This window comes from Mesorhizobium sp. M0663 (assembly GCF_040320585.1).
Classification (GTDB): Bacteria; Pseudomonadota; Alphaproteobacteria; order Rhizobiales; family Rhizobiaceae; genus Mesorhizobium.
This window is the reverse complement of the sequence record NZ_JAMYPX010000048.1, coordinates 1-22552: the sequence shown is the minus strand read 5'-3', so window position 1 is coordinate 22552 and position 22552 is coordinate 1. Positions and strand designations below refer to the sequence as shown.

At 58.3% G+C, this 22552-nt stretch carries 15 protein-coding genes and 1 pseudogene; 12 read left to right on the top strand and 4 right to left on the bottom strand.

The window, feature by feature from the left end:
- Positions 1 to 67: 67 nt before the first annotated feature.
- From NKI54_RS33865 to NKI54_RS33855, 3 genes and pseudogenes are all read right to left on the bottom strand, one after another.
- A pseudogene (locus NKI54_RS33865) lies at positions 68 to 714 on the bottom strand (transposase); the annotation flags it as partial.
- 322 nt (positions 715 to 1036) lie between these two features.
- Positions 1037 to 1489: an Lrp/AsnC family transcriptional regulator gene (locus NKI54_RS33860; RefSeq protein WP_352694116.1), complete on the bottom strand. Its 453-nt coding sequence runs from the start codon at positions 1487 to 1489 to the stop codon at positions 1037 to 1039.
- 304 nt (positions 1490 to 1793) lie between these two features.
- On the bottom strand, positions 1794 to 2876 hold the full coding sequence (locus NKI54_RS33855) for a pyridoxal-phosphate dependent enzyme (protein ID WP_352694114.1): 1083 nt from the start codon (positions 2874 to 2876) through the stop codon (positions 1794 to 1796).
- Between the two features lie 969 nt (positions 2877 to 3845).
- Here NKI54_RS33855 and NKI54_RS33850 point away from each other — a divergent pair.
- The 12 genes from NKI54_RS33850 (at position 3846) to cuyB (ending at position 20191) form a co-directional block, all read left to right on the top strand.
- Entirely contained in the window at positions 3846 to 5447 is a 1602-nt protein-coding gene (locus tag NKI54_RS33850) for an ABC transporter substrate-binding protein (protein WP_352694111.1), read from the top strand.
- A 5-nt stretch (positions 5448 to 5452) separates the two neighbouring features.
- Entirely contained in the window at positions 5453 to 6394 is a 942-nt protein-coding gene (locus NKI54_RS33845; protein ID WP_352694109.1) for an ABC transporter permease, read from the top strand.
- Between the two features lies 1 nt (position 6395).
- Positions 6396 to 7277, top strand: coding sequence for an ABC transporter permease (locus NKI54_RS33840; protein WP_352694107.1), 882 nt, complete (start codon positions 6396 to 6398; stop codon positions 7275 to 7277).
- Position 7278: 1 nt separating this feature from the next.
- A complete protein-coding gene (locus NKI54_RS33835; protein WP_352694106.1) occupies positions 7279 to 8286 on the top strand; it encodes an ABC transporter ATP-binding protein in 1008 nt (335 codons plus the stop codon).
- Positions 8283 to 9290: an ABC transporter ATP-binding protein gene (locus NKI54_RS33830; RefSeq protein WP_352694125.1), complete on the top strand. Its 1008-nt coding sequence runs from the start codon at positions 8283 to 8285 to the stop codon at positions 9288 to 9290. The genes NKI54_RS33835 and NKI54_RS33830 overlap by 4 nt, the downstream gene beginning before the upstream one ends.
- A gap of 412 nt (positions 9291 to 9702) precedes the next feature.
- Positions 9703 to 10047, top strand: coding sequence for a RidA family protein (locus NKI54_RS33825; RefSeq protein ID WP_352694105.1), 345 nt, complete (start codon positions 9703 to 9705; stop codon positions 10045 to 10047).
- A gap of 270 nt (positions 10048 to 10317) precedes the next feature.
- On the top strand, positions 10318 to 11619 hold the full coding sequence (locus NKI54_RS33820) for an NAD(P)/FAD-dependent oxidoreductase (RefSeq protein WP_352694104.1): 1302 nt from the start codon (positions 10318 to 10320) through the stop codon (positions 11617 to 11619).
- 170 nt (positions 11620 to 11789) lie between these two features.
- The gene (locus tag NKI54_RS33815) at positions 11790 to 15062 is read left to right on the top strand and encodes a WD40/YVTN/BNR-like repeat-containing protein (protein ID WP_352694102.1); all 3273 of its coding nucleotides are present in this window, start codon (positions 11790 to 11792) and stop codon (positions 15060 to 15062) included.
- 59 nt (positions 15063 to 15121) lie between these two features.
- Positions 15122 to 15271: a hypothetical protein gene (locus tag NKI54_RS33810; RefSeq protein ID WP_352694100.1), complete on the top strand. Its 150-nt coding sequence runs from the start codon at positions 15122 to 15124 to the stop codon at positions 15269 to 15271.
- A gap of 693 nt (positions 15272 to 15964) precedes the next feature.
- The gene (locus tag NKI54_RS33805; RefSeq protein ID WP_352694098.1) at positions 15965 to 17572 is read left to right on the top strand and encodes an ABC transporter substrate-binding protein; all 1608 of its coding nucleotides are present in this window, start codon (positions 15965 to 15967) and stop codon (positions 17570 to 17572) included.
- 265 nt (positions 17573 to 17837) lie between these two features.
- Positions 17838 to 19265 (top strand): CapA family protein, encoded by a 1428-nt coding sequence (locus tag NKI54_RS33800; protein ID WP_352694096.1) that lies wholly within the window; start codon positions 17838 to 17840, stop codon positions 19263 to 19265.
- A gap of 20 nt (positions 19266 to 19285) precedes the next feature.
- Positions 19286 to 20191 (top strand): cysteate racemase, encoded by a 906-nt coding sequence (cuyB, locus tag NKI54_RS33795; RefSeq protein ID WP_352694094.1) that lies wholly within the window; start codon positions 19286 to 19288, stop codon positions 20189 to 20191.
- A 297-nt stretch (positions 20192 to 20488) separates the two neighbouring features.
- On the opposite strand, the gene NKI54_RS33790 is transcribed toward cuyB, so the two are convergent.
- Complete coding sequence (locus NKI54_RS33790; protein WP_352694092.1) at positions 20489 to 22009, bottom strand: M81 family metallopeptidase; 1521 nt, start codon at positions 22007 to 22009, stop codon at positions 20489 to 20491.
- Positions 22010 to 22552 lie beyond the last annotated feature (543 nt).

The following is a 22552-nucleotide window of genomic DNA, read 5'->3' as shown; positions in this document are numbered from 1 at the left end:
GCGGGCCGAGGATTCCTTGTGCGGTGTCCAGACCTCCGCGTCCCCCTACATAAATTATGCACTAGACGCTCCGGACCGCCCGCACCAGGCGGCGCGTGGGGGCGGATCTCAGCCCCGCTCGGCCGCTTGGCCGGTCGCAGGATCGCGCTGACGAACCGTCCCGCACCATCGAACACTACGATCGGCTGGAAGTCGTATTCGTCGTATTGGGCCTTGAACAGGCGAAGCTGTTGGCCTCCGTGCACAGCGTCGATGTCGAGTACGATCCGCTTCGGCACCTGCCGGAACGAGGCGCAATAGAGATCAACCATCGCCCGCGCCATCGCGACGAGCTCCCGCACGCCAGGCAGGTTCTCCAGCTGGCACAGCGTCGATTGCGACGCCAGATCCCGACCCGACGGCAGCGCATCCTGGGCCATCTTGAAGACCGGATCGCGGCGCAGCCGGTTGGCGTCGTTGCCGTCCTCGTAGCCGGCGGCGATCATTTTCGTGCGAAAGCCGATCATATCCGCCATCCAGGCTGTGGACGACCTGTCCGGGCAGCGCGGATCGTCGATGCAGCGCACCAGACAGTCGGCCACCCGCAGTCGTTTCTCTACCTCAGGCAGAGCCCAAAGGCTGTTGGAATGACAGCAAGCCTCCGTCAAAACGGGCAACGACCGGCTTGCCGCCGGCGGATGCCATACCGCTGAGCGGCAGCGTAAGATCATTCATGACGGGTGTGGTCTCCGGGAAAGGCGCGGATGGGCCTATTTAAGCAACTAAATCCTACGCCATTTCAACGCTTCCGCCACATCCGCCAACCCCGTGAATTTTTCAGGATAGGGCGGCAGCATGCGAAAGCAAAAAGCGCCCCGATCGGCCTGCCCGCAGGTCACGTGCTCGCGGGTCCCTATCCCGGATGGTCGCACCGTACGCCGAAAATCTCGCATCTCCAGCGTGGACCGGATGGTATCGTTATGATCATAAAACTCAATCCCATAGTGAATGTGCAGTGGGCACTTCAAAAAGCGGCCTCGATCAGCGCAATCGAAAGCTACACCGTGATCCGCGGATCCAATTTGACACAATCAAGCGTGATCATGGTCTTAAATTTTCGCACGTTGGGGTTGATAAAGAGCTTCTTCTTGACGAAGACGTCAAAGGCATCGACATCCTCGACCGCCACGATCAGGACGAAATCGGCATCACCCGTGACCATATAGCACTGGGTAACCTCCTTAGCCGCCTGCATCGCGCGCTTGAAGTCCTCGACAAAGTCCAGACGGTCGCGGTCAAGCTCTACTGTCACGACAACGGTAAGCGATTTGCCAAGAACTTTCGGATCAACGAGCGAGATATCCGCAACGATCACGCCAGTCGAACGCAGCTTGTTCACTCGCCGCATGCATGAGGCTGCCGAGGAATCGACAAGTTCCGCCAGTTCGGCAAAGGAGAGCCGATTGTTCTTCTGTAGTACCGTAAGGATCCTTCGGTCTAGATCGTCCATCGCCGTAGCTATTCGACCGCTAGTGTCGAACCCTGCTGTTTATGGTCATGGCCACCACCGTCCTGCGGAGACGCCTCAGGGCCGGACACCACCGCGGTGAAAGAGACGCTATCGCCCAGCGGCACTCGAATCAGGAAAATCAGGATTTAAAGTTCATTATTCTTCAACACACTTCCCAACCATTGCACTATAGTGGTATGCGACCGATAGATTGGTCTATTACCCGCAACTAAATCTCACTAAAACAGCAGTTCTCCATCGGCTCTATAGCTTTCATCATAAAAGTGCCCCGTCTAACGAGATCTCACGGGTTGTACCCAGCGGGGCGGGGTGCCGGGTCGCTCCCGGCCACATGTCGGTATTTGCGTCTACCCCATTTGAATCGACACCATCCCTCCGATACCTCTTGTAGCGAAGAAACCTCCCTTGGCCCTCCCCAATCCCGGACAAGGTCTTCGTTCCAGTTGTTCAGCCATGTCGGATTAAAAATCGTCTCCACGTAGCGGACACCGTGGTCTGGAAGAATGGTCAGAACGTGCTGCGAAGGCTTCTGCGCTGCACGCCACTCTGCAACGGCAAGAGCGGCACCGCTCGACGCCCCGACAAGCATTCCAGTTCGTCGATGGAGCTCGTGAACCTTCTGGACCATTTTCGGAACCGGCACCCAGTGGACTTCGTCGCAGCTTTCAAAGTTTACATTGCCCATGGGAATTCCTGCCCCCATCCCAAGAATCTGTTCGAATGTTTCCCTGCACATCTTGCTGATCCGCGGGGCCTGGGCACCAAAAATCGCACTTCTGTTGTGGTCGACGGCGATTACTTCCAAGTTAGGGTTCTCACGTTGCAAGACAGAGGCAATTCCAAAGAGAGATCCCCCACTGCCGACCGTACCAACTATCGAATCAATTTTTGGCTGCGATAGGAGGACTCGCTCGGCAATGAAATTATACGAGAGGGAATTCAGCGGATTTGTATATTGTTGCGGCCAAAAGCTATCGGACATTGACGAACGTAATTCGGCCAGCACCGCTAGACGCGCCTGCTGTATCCCACCTTCGCAGTTCTTACTGGCCTGGACCGTATGCAGGACTGCGCCTAAATTCTCCAATCTCCACCGAACGATTTGCGACGTTGGACCCGTGACGAGCGTCAGGCGCAGGTCATATAAAGAACACAGGATCGATAGAGCTAAGGCGAACGTGGCAGAACTGCTTTCAATAACATGGCCGCCCGGCCGCAACTGTCCGCTTGCCAGCGCGTCATCGAGAATGTGCTTCGCTGGCGTAAATTTCATCAGCTCGAATTTCGCGGCGACGAGATTGGGTGCTAGTGGTACGAATTGGGGAAAGGATAGCGACTCGACAACGTTCGCACCGAAATATTTCATAGGTACATCCATGATTCGATCGCCTCATTTCAGGAATTGGCAATAGGTATGCGGCAGAAGTAATGCCTTACGGGCTGTATGTCCGTTCTGTCCAACTGCAGGCCGACGGCTCTTCACTTCCCAAGTTAATTGCGCCAGCGACGATGCCGCAGTATATAACCTCTGACATCTGATACGCTGTGCTCCTTCCATTCCGGCTCCCTTTGAGCTAAGTCCGCTAGACAGCTCCCGCAGCTTCGCATTGAGCGGTTCAAATTTCGTGCCAATTCGGATTGACTGAGCTGGAGAAGTTTGTTGGCATTGCATTTCCACTGCTTAGCGGAGGCGAGAAAGGACATTACAAGGCTGTGTCGCGGAGTCGACAAACTCGACAGAAGTGTCCGCAGCCATACTTTGGCATCTCAGGACTGCCTACCGATGGCGAGCCGGATGGATTGTGCGTGCCAGCTCTAAAGGCTTGGTTCTCCTTCGCCAGCATTTGCTGGAGGCATCATCGCAGTGAAATAGCGGCATAACCCGCTTTGGAAGATTTTGATCGCCTAATTTGGCATCAAACAATACAGCGACCCGACCCAAATGGCCGGCGGGCCACACAACCAGCGCGTCATATTCACCCCAGTGTGTTTGAAGGGTGGGGAGTTCATTTGGCGTAGGATTCGGCTGTCGAAGCCAATCCTCGCGTCCGCCGCTCCCGTGCCACCCGCCGCGATCGAGGCGTTTCTGCCGTTTTCGTGTCCAGCCGTCGAAGGCATGAAAGTCACCGCCGCTTCCGACGGGCGGTCGCCTCACCGGCTCGCCGTGACGATCCGCGCGAAATGTTTCAGCAGGCCCTGATTTGTGCGGCCTGCGTTTCAGCGGCCTGCGATTTTTGGCTCAACCCGGCGACTGCTCGCGCGTATGCTCCAAGCCGTAGGCATTTAGGGATCAGGTGCGGATCAACAGCGCCATCAAGCCAAAAGGGGAATTGAAATGACAATCTCTCGACGCGAACTCATCAAAGTGGGCCTGGCCGCCGGAACGGCTTTATCGATCCCGTCCGTTCTGCGGGCGCAGACGCCGCCAGCCGCCGCACGGACGGTCCGCATGGTGAAGGGAGACCTTACCATCTTCGATCCGATCTTTACGGCAACCAACACTACCGGCGATCACGGAGCGGCGATTTACGACACCCTGTTTGCGGTCGATTCCAAGTTTATGCCGCAGCCGCAGATGGTCGGAAAATGGGGCGTTTCTAACGACAAAAAAATCTATACATTTGAGCTCCGGGACGGCCTTGGCTGGCACGACGGCACTCCCGTCACCGCAGCGGATTGCGTCGCGTCAATTCGGCGTTGGGCTCAGGTGACTCCTGGGGGCCAGCTGATCATGGAACGAGCCAAGGATATCGCGAAGAAGGACGACAAGACCTTTACGATCGCGCTCAAAGAGCCGCTCGGGATTCTGATCGACATACTGGCGACGCTTCCATGCCCGACCCTTTTCATCATGCGCGAGAAGGATGCGGAACGTCCCGCAACCGAACAGGTGACGGGGAATATCGGATCGGGGCCGTTCAAGTTCAATCATGATCTCGCAAAGCCGGGCGCGAGCTTCACCTACGACCGAAACGACAAATACGTACCGCGCAAGGAGCCGTCCGACGGATTCGCCGGTGGGAAGGTCGTCAACGTCGAACGTGTCACCTGGGAGAATATTGCCGATCAGCAGACCGCGATTGCGGCCCTGCAAGCGGGTGAGATCGATTACTTCGAGACGCCGCCGGCAGACCTATACTCAGTGATCGGAAGCGACCCCAACCTTGAACTGCAGATTTTGAACAAGACGGGGCAGGACGTGGTGCTGCGCCTGAATCACCTGCAGAAGCCCTTTGACAATGTCAAGGCACGCCAAGCGATGCTTAGCCTGATCGATCAGGATGCGTATATGCGCGTCATGTCTTCAGACCCAAAATACTCGAGCACGGTCGTTTCGTTGTTTGGAAGTGGAACTCTTTATTACAATGACGAAAATACAGGATGGTACAAAAAGGGTGGAGATCCTGAAAAAGCGACGCAACTCTTCAAGGAAGCCGGATATGCAGGGGAAAGAGTTATCATCCTGCAGCCCACTGATTGGGCGGAGTCAAGCAATGCCTCTCAGCTTCTGGCTGCCGCGTTGCGGAACATTGGCGTCAATGCCGAGCTTGCACCGAGCGACTGGGGTGGGGTCGCCGCGCGGCGACCGAACAAGGGCGCTATCGAGAACGGCGGCTGGAATATGTTTATTACAACCAATACCGGTTACAGTAATAGCAACCCCCTCGGCACGCCCTTGCTGACTGCAAATGGTGACAAGGCCTGGTACGGCTGGCCGAGGAGCGACGAATACGAGGCTCTCCGGGCCAAATGGGCGGATGTCGAAACGGTTGACGAGCGCAAGGCATTGGCCCGCAAAATGCAAAAAGTATGGTGGGATTTCGTCGGCGATGTTCGCCTGGGCGGTTATGTCCAGCCGATCGCGCGACGCAAGACACTGACAGGCCTCATCGGTATTCCGGTGCTCGTTCCAATGTGGAACATGCAGAAGGCCTGAGCGCAATGGCTATCTACACTCTGCGCAGAATGGTCTCGACTATCGCCGTCATGGCGATGGTCGGGATCTTTGTCTTCTTGTTGCTGAGGCTAGCACCGGGCGATCCGGCGGCCATGATCGCCGGCAAGTCGGCCACGGCCGAGATGATTGCTGGCATCCGCCAGCAACTGGGACTGAACGATCCTATGCCCGTTCAGTTCCTACGTTGGGTGCGGGACATGCTCGGCGGTGATTTCGGGACCTCGATCTTTGCTGGACGACCGGTTCTCGAGCTCATCTCGCAGCGGCTTGAACCTACCCTTTCGCTGTCAATCCTGACGATGATCCTTTCGGTGACGGTGGGGGTCTCCTTCGGCATCCTTGCCGCGTGGCGAACTGGCGGGCTCGTCGACCGCCTCCTCGCGGCATTTTCGGCACTTGGTTATTCCGTCCCGGTCTTTGTCATTGGCTATTTTCTCATATATTTCTTTGCTATCAGGATGCACTGGCTACCGGTCCAGGGATATGTGCCGATCGATGGCGGCCTCGGGCCTTGGTTTGTACACCTGATCCTTCCGACCGTGGCTCTGGGTCTCGGCTTCATTGCATTCATCGCCCGGATCACGCGGGCGAGCATGCTCGAGGTTCTGTCGGAAGACTATATGCGAACGGCCGCTGCCAAGGGTGCTTCGCCTTATGCCATGCTTTTCCACCATGCCTTGAAGAATGCCGGCGTCCCGATCCTGACCGTGATCGGCATAAGCTTCGCCTATCTGATCGGCGGGGTTGTGCTCACGGAAACGGTGTTCAACATACCCGGTATCGGTCGTCTGGTCGTGGATGCGATCAACAATCGCGACTACCCCATAATCCAGAGCGTGCTCATCCTGACTTCGGGTCTGTACGTCCTTATCAACCTCACGGTCGATCTGGCCTACACGCTGATCGATCCCCGGATCCGGTACTGATATGACGCTCATCTCCGCACCAGTTCAAGCCGTGCCGATGGGTCGGCTGCAGCTATCCGATGTTCCCCGTCTGGCAAGGCGTCACCCGCTGGTCCTGGTCGGCGGCGGCCTGTTGGCGCTCCTGATCATTCTGGCGCTCGCGGCCCCGCTTTACGCCGGAGATCCGGTCAACATGGATCCGTTCAAACGCCTGCAGCCGCCTTCCGCCGCGATGTGGTTCGGCAGCGACAATCTGGGCCGGGACGTGTTTGCGAGAACGATCTTCGGCGCCCGGATCTCCCTCATGGTCGGATTGATGTCGGCGGCGTGCGCGGCCATGGCCGGTCTCCTGATCGGAATCATCGCCGGCTACAGCCGCAGCTTCGACAACGTCGTCATGCGGGTCATGGACGGCCTGATGTCGATCCCGACGATTCTGCTGGCGATTGCGCTCATTTCTCTGACCGGCCCCGGAATCGGCATCCTCATTGTCGCCATCGCAATCCCTGAGACACCCGCTGTCGCGCGGCTGGTTCGTTCAGTGGTTCTGGGCGTTCGCGAGCGTCCCTATGTGGAGGCCGCACTCTGCGGCGGCGCGCGCCTGCGGAAAGTGCTGTGGCGACATATCCTCCCGAGCACCGTTCCAGCGCTCATGGTCCAAGGGGCTACCGTCTGCGCGAGCGCGATCCTGACGGAGGCGGGGCTGAGCTTCCTCGGCGTGGGCGTGCCGCCCGAGATTCCGAGCTGGGGCAACATGATCGCCAGTTCGCGCCTGTATCTCGCCATCGCCCCATTGACGATCTTCGCCCCCGGTATCTGCCTTGCCGTCACGGTCCTTGCCGTCAACCTGCTGGGGGACGGTTTGCGCGACATGTTCGATCCCCGCTCAAAGCGGAGGCGCTGACATGCTGATGCGAGAAACCGCTAGGGATGACGTACTTCTCGATGTTCGCGACCTTGAGACACACTTTTATGGCGAAGAGAGCGTCACCCGCGCCCTGGGCGGCATCAGCTTCCAGGTGATGAAAGGCGAGACGCTTGGGGTCGTCGGCGAATCCGGGTGCGGAAAGAGCGTCACCGCTCTCTCCATCCTTCGCCTGCTGCCGAAGCTAAGCGCCAGGACGGTTGGCGGCGAGATCCGCTTCCACGGACGCGACATGCTTGGCCTGTCCGATCGGGAGATGCGAAGGATCCGCGGCGACCAAATCGCCATGATCTTCCAGGAGCCGATGACCAGCTTGAACCCAGTCTACACGGTTGGCCACCAGATCGCCGAGGCGGTTCAGATCCACACCAAGGCCTCGCGGTCCGTTGCCATGTCAAAGGCCGAGGAGATGCTCCGGCTCGTGCGCATCGCGGATCCCGAGCGTCGCGTCAACAACTATCCGCATGAAATGTCGGGCGGCATGCGCCAGCGCGCCATGATCGCCATGGCTCTCGCCTGCTCACCGGAACTTTTGATCGCCGACGAGCCAACCACTGCGCTCGACGTCACCATCCAGGCGCAGATCCTGCGTCTGATCGTCGATCTCAAAGAGCGCACGGGAACGGCCGTCATGTTCATCACACATGACCTGGGCGTTGTAGCCGAGACATGCCAACGCGTGATCGTGATGTATGCCGGCCGGATCGTGGAACAAGCGAACGTGATAGATCTGTTCGCGCGTCCCGCGCATCCCTACACTCAGGGGCTCATGCGATCTGTGCCGGATCGGCGGCGCGGCCGCCAGCGCCGTCTTCCAGAGATTCCTGGGATCGTGCCAAACCTTCGCGAGCCCATTGTCGGGTGCAGCTTTGCGCCTCGCTGCCCGTTCGCGATCGATATTTGCCGCGAGAAAACGCCCGTCTTGCGCCATGTCGGGTCGGGCCACGCCGCGGCTTGTTGGCGCGCGGAAGAGGTGATGGGCGAATGAGTAATCCTCTGCTGAAGGTCGAGAACCTGACGAAGCACTACCCGCTTGGCTCGGGAATCTTTCGGAAAAGCATTCCCGTGATCCGGGCGGTGGAGGATGTATCCTTTTCCGTCGAGGCGGGCGAGACGCTTTGCATTGTCGGGGAATCCGGTTGCGGCAAGTCGACTGTCGCGCGGCTCTTGATGCGGCTGGTGGCGCCAACTTCTGGCCGCGTGCTGATCGACGGGACCGACATTGCGGGCCTCAAGAAGGACGCGCTGCACGCGTGGCGCCGTCGGATGCAGATGGTCTTTCAGGATCCGTACTCGTCGTTGAGCCCGCGCCTCACCGCCGAAAAGATCATCACCGAACCTGTCGAGAATTTCGAGCGCCTCAGCCGCAAGCAGCGTCAGGCACTCGCCGCGGGCCTTCTCCGAAAAGTCGGAATGTCGCCTGAGATGATGCACAGGCTCCCGTCCGAATTGTCGGGCGGTCAACGGCAGCGGCTCGGCATTGCACGCGCCTTGTCGCTCAAACCCTCTCTCATCATCGCCGACGAAGCGGTGTCAGCCCTTGATGTCTCCGTGCAGGCGCAGATCCTGAACCTGCTTCTGGATCTGCAACAGCAGATGGGCATCGCCTTTGTCTTCATCTCGCATGACCTCGGCGTCGTGGAGCACATCGCCCATCGCGTTGCGGTCATGTATCTGGGACGGATTGTGGAGCTCGCCCCGAGCGAGGCGCTCTTCGCCAAACCGGTCCATCCCTACACCGAGGCGCTGATCGCGGCAGCTCCGGTGCCGGATCCAACGCGGGTTCGGCTGGAGGCGCCCGTGGAGGGCGAGGTGCCAAGTCCGATCAATCCGCCGAGTGGGTGCGCATTCAACCCGCGCTGCCCGCTGGCGGTTGAGCGTTGCCGCATCGAAGTGCCACCTTTGGTGCCGATGCCCGATGGACGCGTCGTGGCCTGTCATGTGCGCGCTCCAGCTTTAGGCATCCCGGCCCACGCGGTGGCAGTCGAGTAGGTTTTTCAGCGTGCGTCCATGCAAGGGCCCGCGATAGCAGCGTGACTCATAGCCAGTGGCCTCCTCGGGCAACGATCCTGATGAGCGAAGACATCGGGGCCCTTTCATAGGCCGCGCGTTCTTTAAATCGTCGCCACGGTCAAGTTAGACGAGCCTCGGTGCGCCAAACCAACCATGTGTCACGGAGCAAGCATTTCAAACCGGATCTATTTGTGTCATCCGCGTTTCATTAGTAGCCGCTTTTTGGCGCCGGACTCTATCCCCGACGCACTAACATTGCATACACAAAAGCAAGGTGATCGGAGAACGCTTCGTCGCCGCTAAGTGATCCTCCAGCCAGCAATGTGCTGATCGACCCTTCACCATCGGGCTACTAGCCTGACATTTTTAACGCGACATCTTAGGAACATAAATGATCACGCGGCATATCCAAACGAAAATCATGCACCGGGTAGTGGAATACAATGGGATCCTTTATTTTGGAGGTCTCACTGCAGACGACTGCTCGCAGGATATGAAGGGGCAGTCCGAGCAGATCTTCAAGAAGATTGATGACCTACTCGCACAGTTCGGATCTTCGAAGGACAAACTTATCACTGCAATGATCTACATCTCCGACTTTTCACAGAAAGATGGCATGAACGAAGCCTGGCTGGAATGGCTACCCTCAGAGCATCTGCCCACGCGCGCGACTATCGGGGTCGCGGACCTCGGTGAGGATGTATTGATTGAAGCCATCATTTCCGCTGCGAAATGATAATCAACGCTGTGGCAGCATCCACCTTGGCGGGTGAAAACTGCGAATTTATTCCTGACCGGAGCAAACGAAGTAGTAGTCCTATTCTTCTGACTGGCAATTAATAGTCGACAGTGTTCAATAGAATTGGCACTTGCAAACCTAATGGCTCAATGTAGCAGCGTTCGACGAGTTTTGTGGAATACTCAGCCATATGCTGGTCGCGTTGTGAAACTCAGAGAAAGACGGCAGTCGTGGTACATACAACAAGATAAGAAGGTACTTTTCTAAATGCAGCCTCCAAAGCGGATTGTAGTAGCCGGATGTGGCATCATCGGCATAATGTGCGCGCTCGAATTGCAGCGGCGCTCATGCGACGTCACCGTGATTGATCCACGTGCCCCCGGTGAGGGCTGCTCCTTCGGTAATGCTGGAAACGTTGTTGCCGGAGCGGTGGTACCGTTCTCGATGCCTGGGAACCTTTTGAAAATCCCCAATTGGGTGCTTTCGCCGCACGGACCGTTGTCCATCCGATTACGCCGCCTGCCGTGGCTTGCGCCATGGTTGTTGCAATGGCTCAAGGCCAGTCATCCAATGAATGTCAGGCATATTTCCAAGGCGATGCATGCGATGCATGCGGAAACTTTCGACCTTTATCTCCCGCTTTTGCGGGAGCTCGGTGAGAGTAACCTAATCACAAAGGCCGGACAGCTCTACGTCTCATGCCACGCCCATGGAGCCGAAGGAGATGCACTAAGCCGAGCACTGCGAGCCGAGGCCGGCATTCGTGTGGAGAGGTTGTCGGGGGGGCAGATCCGAGATCTCGTACCCGCACTGTCCAGGGAATTTTGCAGCGCGATACTTTTTCCCGATAACGGCGTGTGCGCGAATCCGTTTCGCCTGGTTCAGGTGCTCGCTCGTGCTTTTGTTGCGCGCGGCGGGGCAATTCAGCGCTCTGCGATGGTCGCCGTTGAGCGGAACCCGGAGGGTGGCGGCACTGCCATTCTGGAGAGCGGCGCGCGCTTGTCCTACGATGGATTGGTGGTTGCTGCCGGGGCATGGTCGAACCAGCTGGCGGGCATGTTTGGTGCTCGCGTGCCCCTTGAGGCGCAACGGGGTTATCATGTCACTCTACCCGAGCCGGGCATCAAACTAGACTTGGCCGTCGCCAATTGTGATTTTCATTGCGCGGCAACGTCGATGGAAATGGGGCTACGCTTAACGGGTACTGCTGAATTCGCCGGGCTCGACGCTAAACCGAACTGGCAACACGCGAAACGCTTGCTCAAATTTGGCGCACACATGTTCCCCGGGTTGCAAACAACCGGCGCACAGCAATGGGTCGGCATGCGTCCAACTCTTCCCGATGGATTGCCAGTGCTGGATCGTGCGTCCAGTGATCGCAACGTGATTTTCGCTTTCGGAAACGGATCTTATGGCCTGACAGAAGCGCCAATGATGGCGCGTCTGGTAACCGCCCTTGTGATGAACGAAAGACCCTCGATTAATCTATCATCCTTTACGCTCGCGCGGTTCAGCCGTGGTGCAGGCGGGCGCGTCGTCCCATCTGAGCCAAGCGCCACTCACTGCTAATCTGAAATGTAGGGCGCGCGACTGAGAAGTTAAAAAAAGGACTTGATGGAGCCTGTAACATGAACTCTGATAGTAATGGCGTGAGCCGCAGAGCACTCCTCAAACCCCAAGCCTCGCTCGGCAAGGGTATCATGCCGTTGTCCTAGGTCATCTGGGTCGCCGAAGGCAAAGTGCCAAGGGCGCGGGCGGATGCGGACCTCCTGAAGCTCGATCAGGAGTTTGGGACCAATACATCAATATCGGAAGGTGATGCGATGTTTACGCAGATTAGCGTGACTGACTCCAGAGCCCTCGATGCCCTCAAATGGCGCTGTATTGGCCCCGCCAGAGGCGGCCGCGTTGTGGCGGTAGCGGGCGACCCCAACGAGCCCATGGTGTTCTATTTCGGCGCTTGCGCGGGTGGGGTGTGGAAGACCATCGATGGCGGCGTTTATTGGCGCTGCGTGTCCGACGGTTTCTTCACGAGCGCCAGTGTCGGCGCGCTCGCGGTCGCCCGCTCGGACTCGAACGTCATCTATGCCGGAATGGGCGAGTCGACGATCCGAGGCGACGTCTGTTACGGCGATGGCGTCTACAGGTCGACCGACGCCGGTCGCAGTTGGACTCATCTGGGGCTGAAAGAGACGCGCCATATCGGCAAGATCTGCATTCATCCCCACGACCCCGAGATCGTCTATGTCGCGGCGCTCGGCGACGCGTTCGGGCCCAACGAGGAACGGGGCGTGTTCCGCTCCAAGGACGGCGGCAAGACCTGGCAGAAGGTCCTTTACCGCAATCCCGACGCCGGGGCCGTCGACATTTCGATGGATCCCAACAATCCACGCATCCTTTTCGCCACAATTTGGCAGACGCGGCGGAGCTTCTGGAACCTGAACAGTGGCGGGCCGGGGAGCGGAATGTTCCGGTCTTTGGACGGCGGCGACACCTGGGAGGAGCTGTCCGGGCGGAAGGGACTGCCGGGCGGGGTGCTCGGCAAGATCGGCGTTTCCGTCTCGGAGGCGAAGGGCGGGCGCGTCTACGCTCTCCTTGAGGCGGAAGGAGACAAGATCGGGCTTTATCGGACCGACGATTACGGCGACCGCTGGGTCCAAATCTCGCAGAACCGCGATCTGATGCACCGTCCCTTCTATTACACCCATGTCTTCGCCGACCCCGGACATGCCGATACGGTCTACGTGACCAACTTACAGATGTGGAAGTCGACCGATGGCGGGGCGAGCTTTACCGAGGTGATCACACCTCACGGCGACAACCACGATCTCTGGATCGATCCGGTCAATCCCAAGCGGATGATTGAAGGCAATGACGGCGGCGCTTGTATCACCTTCAACGGAGGCAGGACCTGGTCCTCGATCTACAATCAGAACACAGCGCAGTTCTACCGCATTGATGTGGACGATCGGTATCCCTATTGGGTCTACGCCACCCAGCAGGACAACACCTCGATCGCGGTCCCGAGCGCCTCGGAATGGGGTGTTATCCCCCTAGGCGACTGCACCTATCCGGGCACCGGCGAGAGCGGCTTCATCGTCGTCGATCCCAAGGATCACAATGTCGTCTATTGCGGTGCAGTCGGCTCGAGCCCGGGCGGCTGTGGAGTTCTGCAACGCTACGACCACCGTACCCGACAGATCCGCGTCGTCAACGTCTGGCCTGAAAATACGGTCAGTATGGCGCCGAAGGACATGCGCTACCGCTTCGGCTGGACCTTTCCAATCACCTTCTCGCCGCATGATCAAAAGACACTTTATGTCGGGGGCAACCACGTCTTCCGCAGCCGCGACGAGGGATCGAGCTGGACCGTGATCTCGCCCGATCTCAGCCTTAACGACACGGCTCGCCAGGACCATTCGGGTGGCTCACTTACTCACGACGATTCCGGCGCCGAGGTGCATGCGACCTGCGCCTCGGTCGTGGAATCCCCGCATCGCAAGGGCGAGATCTGGGTGTCTACCGATGACGGTCTCGTCCATGTGACGCGGAACGAAGGAACCCAGTGGAGCAACGTCACGCCGAAAGCGATGCCCGAGCTCGCCTATATCGGCTGCCTCGAGATCTCGTCGCAGGACGCCGACACTGTCTATCTTGCGGCCACCCGCTACAAACTCGCCGACTACCAGCCCTATCTCTTCCGCACGAAGGACGGCGGTAAGAGCTGGCAGTCAATCGTCGGCGACTTCCCAAAGGACGAGATCACGCGTGTGCTGCGCGCCGACCCGGTGCGGCCAGGCCTGCTCTTCGCCGGCACCGAGACCGGCGTCTTCTTCACTCTCGACGACGGTGCGCACTGGTCGCGCGCTGGCGGCGGCTTGCCCGTGGTCCCGATCTACGACCTCAAGATCAAGGGAAGTGACCTCGTCGCTGGCACCCACGGCCGGTCCTTCTGGATCCTCGACGACTTGACGCCGCTGCGCGAGCTAACCGCGGGTGAGAAAGAAGTCAAACTAGTGAGCCCGCGTCCCACAGTCCGGTCCAAGCTTAACTGGAGCGTTGGGCAAGGTTTGTCCAAGGTCGGCATGAGCTACGGCCTTGGTTGGGGCGTAGGCCCCGCCACAGAGGCCGAGGAGTTGGAAACCGGACGGTGCGTTCGACGCCATCTCGACTGCGGCGAGAATCCGCCCGACGGGGCGATTCTCTACTATTGGCTGCCTAATGATGCGCAGGGCCCAGTCAAGCTCACGTTCCGCGATGCCGCCTATCAGACCATCATCTCGTTCTCGACCGACGACGGGGACGCACCATTCCATACGAGGCCGGGCACGAAAGCGGGGCTTCACCGCTTCGTCTGGGATCTCCGATATCCGGGACCGGCCAAGCTCGACCAAACGCTGCTGGCCCGGAAATACGAGCCTCTCGCGCGGGAGGCCGAAGGCCCGAGTGGTCCGGCGATTGTTCCCGGCAGCTACAAGGTTGAGCTACAGGTCGGCGAAGAGTATCAGACGGTCGACCTTACAGTAATCAAGGATCCTCGACTTGGTACTAGCTCAAAGGACTTCGCGGAGCAGTTCGAGCTCTTGCAAAGGCTACTAGGCAAGCTCGCAGCGCTCAATTTGACGGTGAATCGCATTCGCCTCCTGAAGCGACAGCTCACGGATTTACAGAAGCGGCTCGACGACGGTGACAGGCTGGGCCAGTGTGCGCAATCCTTGATCGGGCGGCTCGAGGCGATAGAGGGAGTCCTGATCGATAGCAAGCGGGAAACGTCGCATGATCTAGAACGCAATCCGCCCGGATTGGACGATAAGCTGATCGACCTCGTCAACGTGGTGGCCATCGCGGACGCGGCGCCGACGCTGCAAACCCGACAGGTGTCCGATGAGATCCTGTCGAAGGTCGACGGCGAGATCAAAACGCTGGACGCGATCGTGAACGAGGATATCGCTGCACTCAATGTCGCGCTCAAGAGCGCCGGCGTCGAGCTGCTTGGGACCGGCAAGGCCTAGGTCGGCCATAAGGAAACGCAAGCGGCTTATTGAGCATTCATTCCAGGAAGGAGATAGACATGGATTTTATCGAGCGGATCTTCGGCGTGGCCCCAGATGGGGGCGACGGTATGACCGAGATGCTCTACATCACAGCCGCGCTTATCGTGGGAGCGATGGTGGTCGCCCGGTGGTGGCTCCGCCGACGCGCTGCGGTGCGGCGCCGCTAGGCTTTTCTAGGGTTCGAGATCATGGCCGGCCGTGCCTACAACGATCGAGACGTCTCCCACTTTGGGGTCGGATGCACACAGGACTTCGCCATGGTCCTGTGGCCGGGCATTTCGCGTGCTCAGTGCGTGGGGGACGCGTTTGATCCGCGCTATAGCGATGACACAATGTCTGGCGCTTAAAGGCCGACTCGATCGCGGTGGAACAAGGCGATCTGCGCGAATATGCTGACTTCTGCCGCCTCCCAAGGCGTACGGCCCGGCAGCGAGCTTAGGCTCCTGCCGGGCGCTTACCAACACCTTCACCGGCGCGTTACGGCCGACGGGCATGACCGCTCCGTGCGCAACGGCGCCATGAACGGCAACGTGTTCCTGGCCTATGACGAGCAAGCACTTGGTCGAGCACGGCGGGAGCGTCTTTCGCCATGTCCAATCTTTCCGTTGAAAATCCGTTATGCGACGGCGGGCGATTACCCAGCTGCAGCGGACCACGCGGCTTGTATTTCAAACCACGCGGCTTTGTGCGGCTCGCATTTCAGCGGCCTCCGCATTTTGACGCAAGTTCTCTCTCCTGGGTGATACCGTTCCCAGGATGCCACCGCCCAATCAGGCGCAAAGCGAATCCCGCGATCATGGGATGAACAAGACCAAACAAGCGCGGGTTAACCGCTCCACTAACTACAAGGGGAACTAAACATGACAATCTCTCGACGCGTAATCCTCAAGGCTGGTTTGGCCGCCGGAACGGCTTTATCGATGCCTTCAGTGCTGCGGGGGCAGACAGTGTCGGCCGACGCGCGGACAGTGCATATGGTGAAGGGCGACCTGCGCATCTTCGATCCGATCTGGACGACAACGAACATCACCGCCGACTACGGCGCGGCGATTTACGACACGCTGTTCGCTTTCGACTCGAAATTCATGCCTCAGCCGCAAATGGTCGGGAAATGGGACGTCTCCGACGACAAGAAGACTTATACCTTCGAACTGCGGGACGGCCTGCTCTGGCACGACGATACCCCGGTCACCGCGGCAGACTGCGTCGCCTCGATCCGTCGCTGGGGCCAGGTGGCCCCTGGCGGACAGCTGATCATGGCGCGCGCCAGCGACATCTCGAAGAAGGATGACAAGACTTTCACGATCTCGCTCAAGGAGCCCTTGGGGCTTCTGGTCGATCTCCTAGCGGATCTTACGCCGCCATGCCTGTTCGTCATGCGCGAGAAGGACGCGAGTCGGCCTGCGACCGAGCAGGTGACTACGACTAACGGATCGGGGCCGTTTAAGTTCAACGAAGCTCTTGCCAAGCCAGGCGCAAGCTACACCTTTGATCGCAATGAAAAATATGTACCGCGCAAGGAGCCGTCCGACGGATTGGCTGGCGGGAAGATCGCCAACGTCGATCGCGTCATCTGGGACGTTATCGCTGACCAGCAGACAGCGATGGCAGCCTTGCAATCGGGTGAGATAGATTACTTCGAGACGCCGCCGGCAGACCTTTACTCCTTGGTCGAGAGCGATCCCAACCTTGAACTTCAGGTTCTGGACAAGGCGGGCTGGGACGCGCTCGTGCGCATGAATTTCCTGCAGCCGCCATTCCACAACGTCAAGGCGCGCCAGGCCGTGCTTCACCTGATTGATCAAGAGGCGTTCATGCGCGTCATGGCCCCTGACCCAAAATATTCCACTACCCTCACCTCTATCTTTGGAAACACTACGCCGGCTTCGAACGACGAAAATACGGGATGGTTCAAAAAGGGCGGCGACCCGGAAAAGGCTAGGCAGCTGTTCAAGGAAGCCGGATATGCCGGCGAGAAGGTCGTTATTCTCGATCCGACGGACTGGCACGAAGCAGACAATGCCTCTCAGCTATTGGCGGCGGCGCTACAGAAGATTGGGGTCAACGCTGAGCTCGCGCCGATGGATTGGGGGGCACTCTCCACGCGTCGGGCAAACAAAGGCCCCGTTGAGAACGGCGGCTGGAACATGTTCATTACGACGGAAATGGATTGCTCCCTTGGCAATCCGCTCACTGACCCCCTCTTAACCGCGAATGGCGACAAGGCCTGGTACGGCTGGCCGAAGAACGACGAATATGAGGCCCTGCGGGAGAAATGGGCAAACGTCGCAACACTCGAAGAGCGCAAGGCGCTTGCCCGCAAGATGCAAGGGATCTGGTGGGACTTCGTCGGCGATGTGAGGTTGGGAAAATACATCTCACCGATCGCGCGCCGCAAGACCCTCACCGGTCTCATCGGCGTGCCGGCGATCGTCCCGATGTGGAACATGCGGAAAGCCTCGGCTTGATGGCTGGTTACCTCCTTCGGAGAATTTTCTCGACCATCGCCGTCATGGCGATGGCGGAGTTTTCGTCGTCCTGCTTCCCAGGCTGGCGCCCGGCGATCCGGCGGCGATCAACGCCGGGATCCGCGCTCCGGCCATAGGCATGCCGGCCTCACTTGGCTGTAGCAGGCTATTATCCGCCTGCTCGTGTGGCTCAGACTCATGATTCGATCCTATGTATCGAAGAAAAGCGCAGTCAAATGCGCACTCGTACAAAGTGGGAGTTGATATGGATACTCACGAACATGGCCACCCTGCGATCCTGCGGGATGGGGGCTTTGATACCGTAGGTTCAATCGACACGAACGTTGCAGACGGTTTCACGATGGCGGCAGTCGGTGACCTTCTTTACGCGCGGCCCGTAACCAAAGGCAATTACCCAGGCCTTGCTGATGTTCTCAGAATCTTCCACGGGGCTGACGTGACGTTCGGCAACTTGGAAACCAACATCTTGGACGTTCAGTCTAAAGGATGCCCGCAGGCTGAGTACGGCGGTGCATATTTGATCGGTGCTCCGGAATTAGGACCTGACTTAAAGGCCATGGGCTTCAACATGGTCAGTCGGGCGAACAACCATACACTTGATTGGGGCGTCGAAGGTATGCGCGAGACGACCAGGGCGCTTGATGAGAACGGGATCGTTGATGCAGGTGCGGGCGAGAATCTCGCGCAGGCCCGCTCCGCTCGCTTTTTGGAGACCCCTCGCGGCCGGGTAGCGTTGGTGTCCTTTGCCACGACGTTCGAGCCTATGGCACGTGCATGCGACCCGGCCGGCGAGGCGCCAGGCAGACCAGGACTCAATCCCCTTCGCTTGGCAAAAAGCATCGTGGTTCCACCAGAGATACTTGAGAACTTGAGGCAGGTGCGCGAGATGCTTCCTTGGTATGCACCTCCCCCGAAAGATGCATCCCGTGTAGCAATTGGCGAGATAGTCTTCGAAGTAGGTGAGAGACCAGGATACAGCTTTAAACCCAATCCGCGCGACGTTGACGGTATTCTGCACAACGTGCGTTGCGGTAAGCAGCTGTCTGATTTCTGTATCGCCACGAATCACGGGCACGAGCCGGAGGAATTCACCAACCAACCGCCGGATTATGAACAAGCGTTTGCGCGGATGACCATCGATGCCGGAGCAGATGCATATATAAATCACGGGCCGCATCATGTTAGGGGCATCGAAATCTACAATGATCGGCCCATCTTTTACGGCTTAGGGAATTTCTTCAATCAAGACCTGAGAACCCCGGTCGGGGCTGACATGTTCGACGCACACGGCAAGGATCCGCGGGTCGATACGGATGCGGACGTAACAGCTCATGAAATGGCAATAGGCTATCCATACCCAGAAGGATTTATACCACTCTCCGCCTCAGTTTATTATGAGAGCGTCATCATCGTGGGTCGGTTCGAAAAAAACCGCCTTGCTGAATTGAGGCTCCATCCTATTGAACTTCGCCGCTCGGAGAGGTTAGCAAATCGGGGAGTGCCACGTCTGGCTCCCGCGCCGCAAGCAAAGGCCATTCTGGAGCGGATACAGAAGCTGTCGAAGCCATTTGGCACCCGAGTCGAGATCGAAAACGAGGTTGGAGTAATCCGAGTACGACCCAGCTCAGCGCGTCCGGTATGTAGCGAGACCAGCACTGCCCCCGCCATCTAATGCGAGGTGAGGACGACGGGATGGGGCTGCCGTACAATAAGGACAGAGTGCCACCATGGCCGCGCATCCCAATTGGCCGCCTTTCGCTGCCGCCTTGGATGCTGAATCCCCTTTCCTTGATGTCGCGTACCGGCGTTTCGGCGGTGAAATGCAAAGGTGAGTATTCGGGCGGCAACAGAGCGCGCTCCCGGCGTCCGGTCGTGTCCATAAGACTTCGAGGTTTTGTTATGTCGCCAAAAACGGTCGGAATTATCGGCGGGCTCGGTCCCATGGCCACCGTCGCCTTCATGAATTCGGTTCTGGAGCATACGCCGATAAAGAGCAATCGCGACCATCTGCACATGATCGTCGACTGCAATCCCAAGGTTCCTGATATTAACGCGGCCATCCTCGGCACCGGGCCGAGTGCGGCCGCTGCACTTGTCGCGGGCGGTAGGCGCCTCGAAACAGCTGGGGCCGATTTCATAGTTATGGTTTGCAATGCTGCTCACGTTTATGAGGACGAATTGCGACGGGCAGTTGCGGTTCCCTTCATCAGCATGATCGAGGAGACAGTGAGAACAATCCGATCCGATACGCCGCAGTGCAGGCGTGTAGGATTGCTGGCGACAGACGGCTGCCTTAGGTCTAACCTTTATCAGGAAGGTCTTGCCAGTGTTGACCTAATCCCGGTTTTACAGACGGACGATGAGCTTGGCCGGTTGATGCTCGCTCTCAGCCGGATCACCGCTGGCGACATAAGTCACGCAATCCGATTCGAGATCCTGAGCCTTATCGATGCGTTGGCAGAGCGGGGAGCGGAAACCATCGTCCTCGCCTGCTCGGAAATCGCCCTTGTCGGCCTGGATGCAGGAATCGATGTACCGGCGATTGATCCTTGCCTTGTGTTGGCTAAGACGACCGTTCGTACGGCGCTAGGCGGATAATAACGTCGCGCCGCTTGTTAGTCTAAATATTCCCTCCGAAAAGCCATGGGTCCTCATGGACCCCCGCGTTCCCCGCGGTCACGAGCTGCAGCCCCATGAGCGCCGCGCCGTCACATGCTATGAGGAAAGCGCAAGGATTGCGCAATGGGTTTTAAAAGGTCGGTGGCTGGCAATATAGGGCGGATCATCCTCCAGGGCGAGTGGATGAGGTGCCCGTTTCTCCTTCAGTCGTCATGGAGGAGAACCGGGTGCGTCGGCGCCTCTGTGCTTGGTATTTGGGGTGAGGCAGTACCCGACTCAAATGCGCATGTCGCGATCAAGTGGGAAGATTGGCCGCGGCACATTCTGATAGGGCAGTTTTTCCCAATTCGGTGTGGTGAGAGCGCCACTATCGCAAACAATGACTTTGCCGGCAATTGGCTCGAAGGCAGCGCGGAAATGCTGCATTGACTTCAGGCCGACTACAGTCTTAGCGGCGGGATCAATCCCAAATGCACGAAATTGCTGCAGGTCCAGTATTTGAGCTGGCTCGCTCACCACGAGAATGTCGATTCCCTTGACGCGCAAGACTGCAGTTTGACCCCAGGAAAAATTCAATCCGCCTTGCATCTCGCCGTCGCAAGTATAGGAACCATTGCTGATCAGGCAAATCTCGCCTTCGATTTCCAAGGGGCCCCCTCCGAAGCGCGGATCGAACTTACCGCCCAGTTTTACCTGCACACGGTCGCCCACTGTGTGGCCATGCAGCTTCTTAGCTGTTTCTGCATCAACCATTGGTCCAAAGGCCGCGTCGGTAATTCCGGCGTCCATCAACGCCTTCAACAGATTTGTCGAATCGCCATAGCCACCACCACCGGGATTGTCAGCATAGTCTGCTATGATTAGGGGGCCTGCACCCCGCCCGTAAGCCTTTGCGAAATCCGCCGCCTCCTCAACCGAGATATAGGAATTCAAAACTTCAAAACGCTTTTGCCATATATCATCGGCGATCGCCTCAGCGAAGGCGCGGTGCTTGGCCTCGTTGCCCTCATAGGTTATCGTGACCGTCGGTCCGATCTCGCGAATATCGGCTTCGGCGAACCCGGTATTGATGCTGACTGCGAAGACACCAGGCTCTTTCTCATAGGCAATGGATTTGGCTATCCTATCGACCATCGGACCGACATCGGTGCGGCCGCAATTCACCTCTTCCAACATTGGACGGTGTACCCGCAATGTGCGTGGTCGAATTTCTCCCTTCATAGTGCGGTGAAGAATCGCGCTGGCATGCCGACCGCACTCGCGCATATCTAAATGGGGATAAGTCTTGTAAGACACGATTATATTGGCAAGCTCACACATCTTCCGCGTCACGTTTCCATGGTGATCGAGCACGATTGCAATAGGCATGTCCGGTCCGACCACTGCACGCAGCCGCTCCAGCAACTCGCCTTCTCCGTCCTCGCAAAACTCGGTGACCATGGCGCCATGTAGCGCAAGCAGGATGCCATCCAACTTCTCCCTGTGTTGACCGGCGGCTTTTACGATGGCTCCGCCCAAGCGATCAAAAGCATCACGAGTTACGGCACCGGCCGGTTCGGCGGCAGCGCTCAGAACATGCGTTTGCTTCCAACCGAAGTCGCGCGCGCAGTCGCAAAAACCGGCCAGCTCGGTATTAACTTGGCCGCGCTCCTTGATGGCGTCGTCGCCGAAATAGACAAAGTACCTCTTGAATGCCTCGTAGCCGGTGGGGTTCTTGTTGAAGGTATTGGTCTCGTGGCTGAACTCGGCGGTAAGAACACGGTATGACATGATGAAGCCCTTGTTGGCATATTCCAAATTACCGAGCGCAGCCCTAATAGATGCGCTCGAATTCCGAAGGTTAAGGTCGTCCCCTACCGCTTAAGTATCGTCGAACAGATTTGGCTCCAGCCAGGTGCATTTCGAGAACGATGGTCTCGCTCGCCCGAAGGTCTCGGGGCCCCGGCATGAGCAGTCCGTCGAGGCTCGCCGTCGCAGGATCGAACTCCCCCGCCGGCGGCGATTGCAGCTGCGCGGCTACCGGCGATTGTTCGCTTGGGCCCTGAGGCGAACCACACTGGCCTTCCCGGAGTCGGGCTAGCTATAGGGTGGTATCATATCTGCAAGTCACGCGCTCTTTGAAGCAAACGATCCGGCTTAACGAAATGGCAGAGCAGATTTTGCGACTTCTTTGCAATAAAGGCACCATTCGCCCCACCTCACAGCGCCTCCGGCATGACGCAGCTTCGACCGCATCCTCTAGCAGGCTTCTCTGATTGGGGTCGGTGAGGTCAAGCGTTTCCTGTCTTTTTTCCGGACCATGTCGCCCCGCGGGTCACTCGCTTCTCTTCGCGGTCGGCG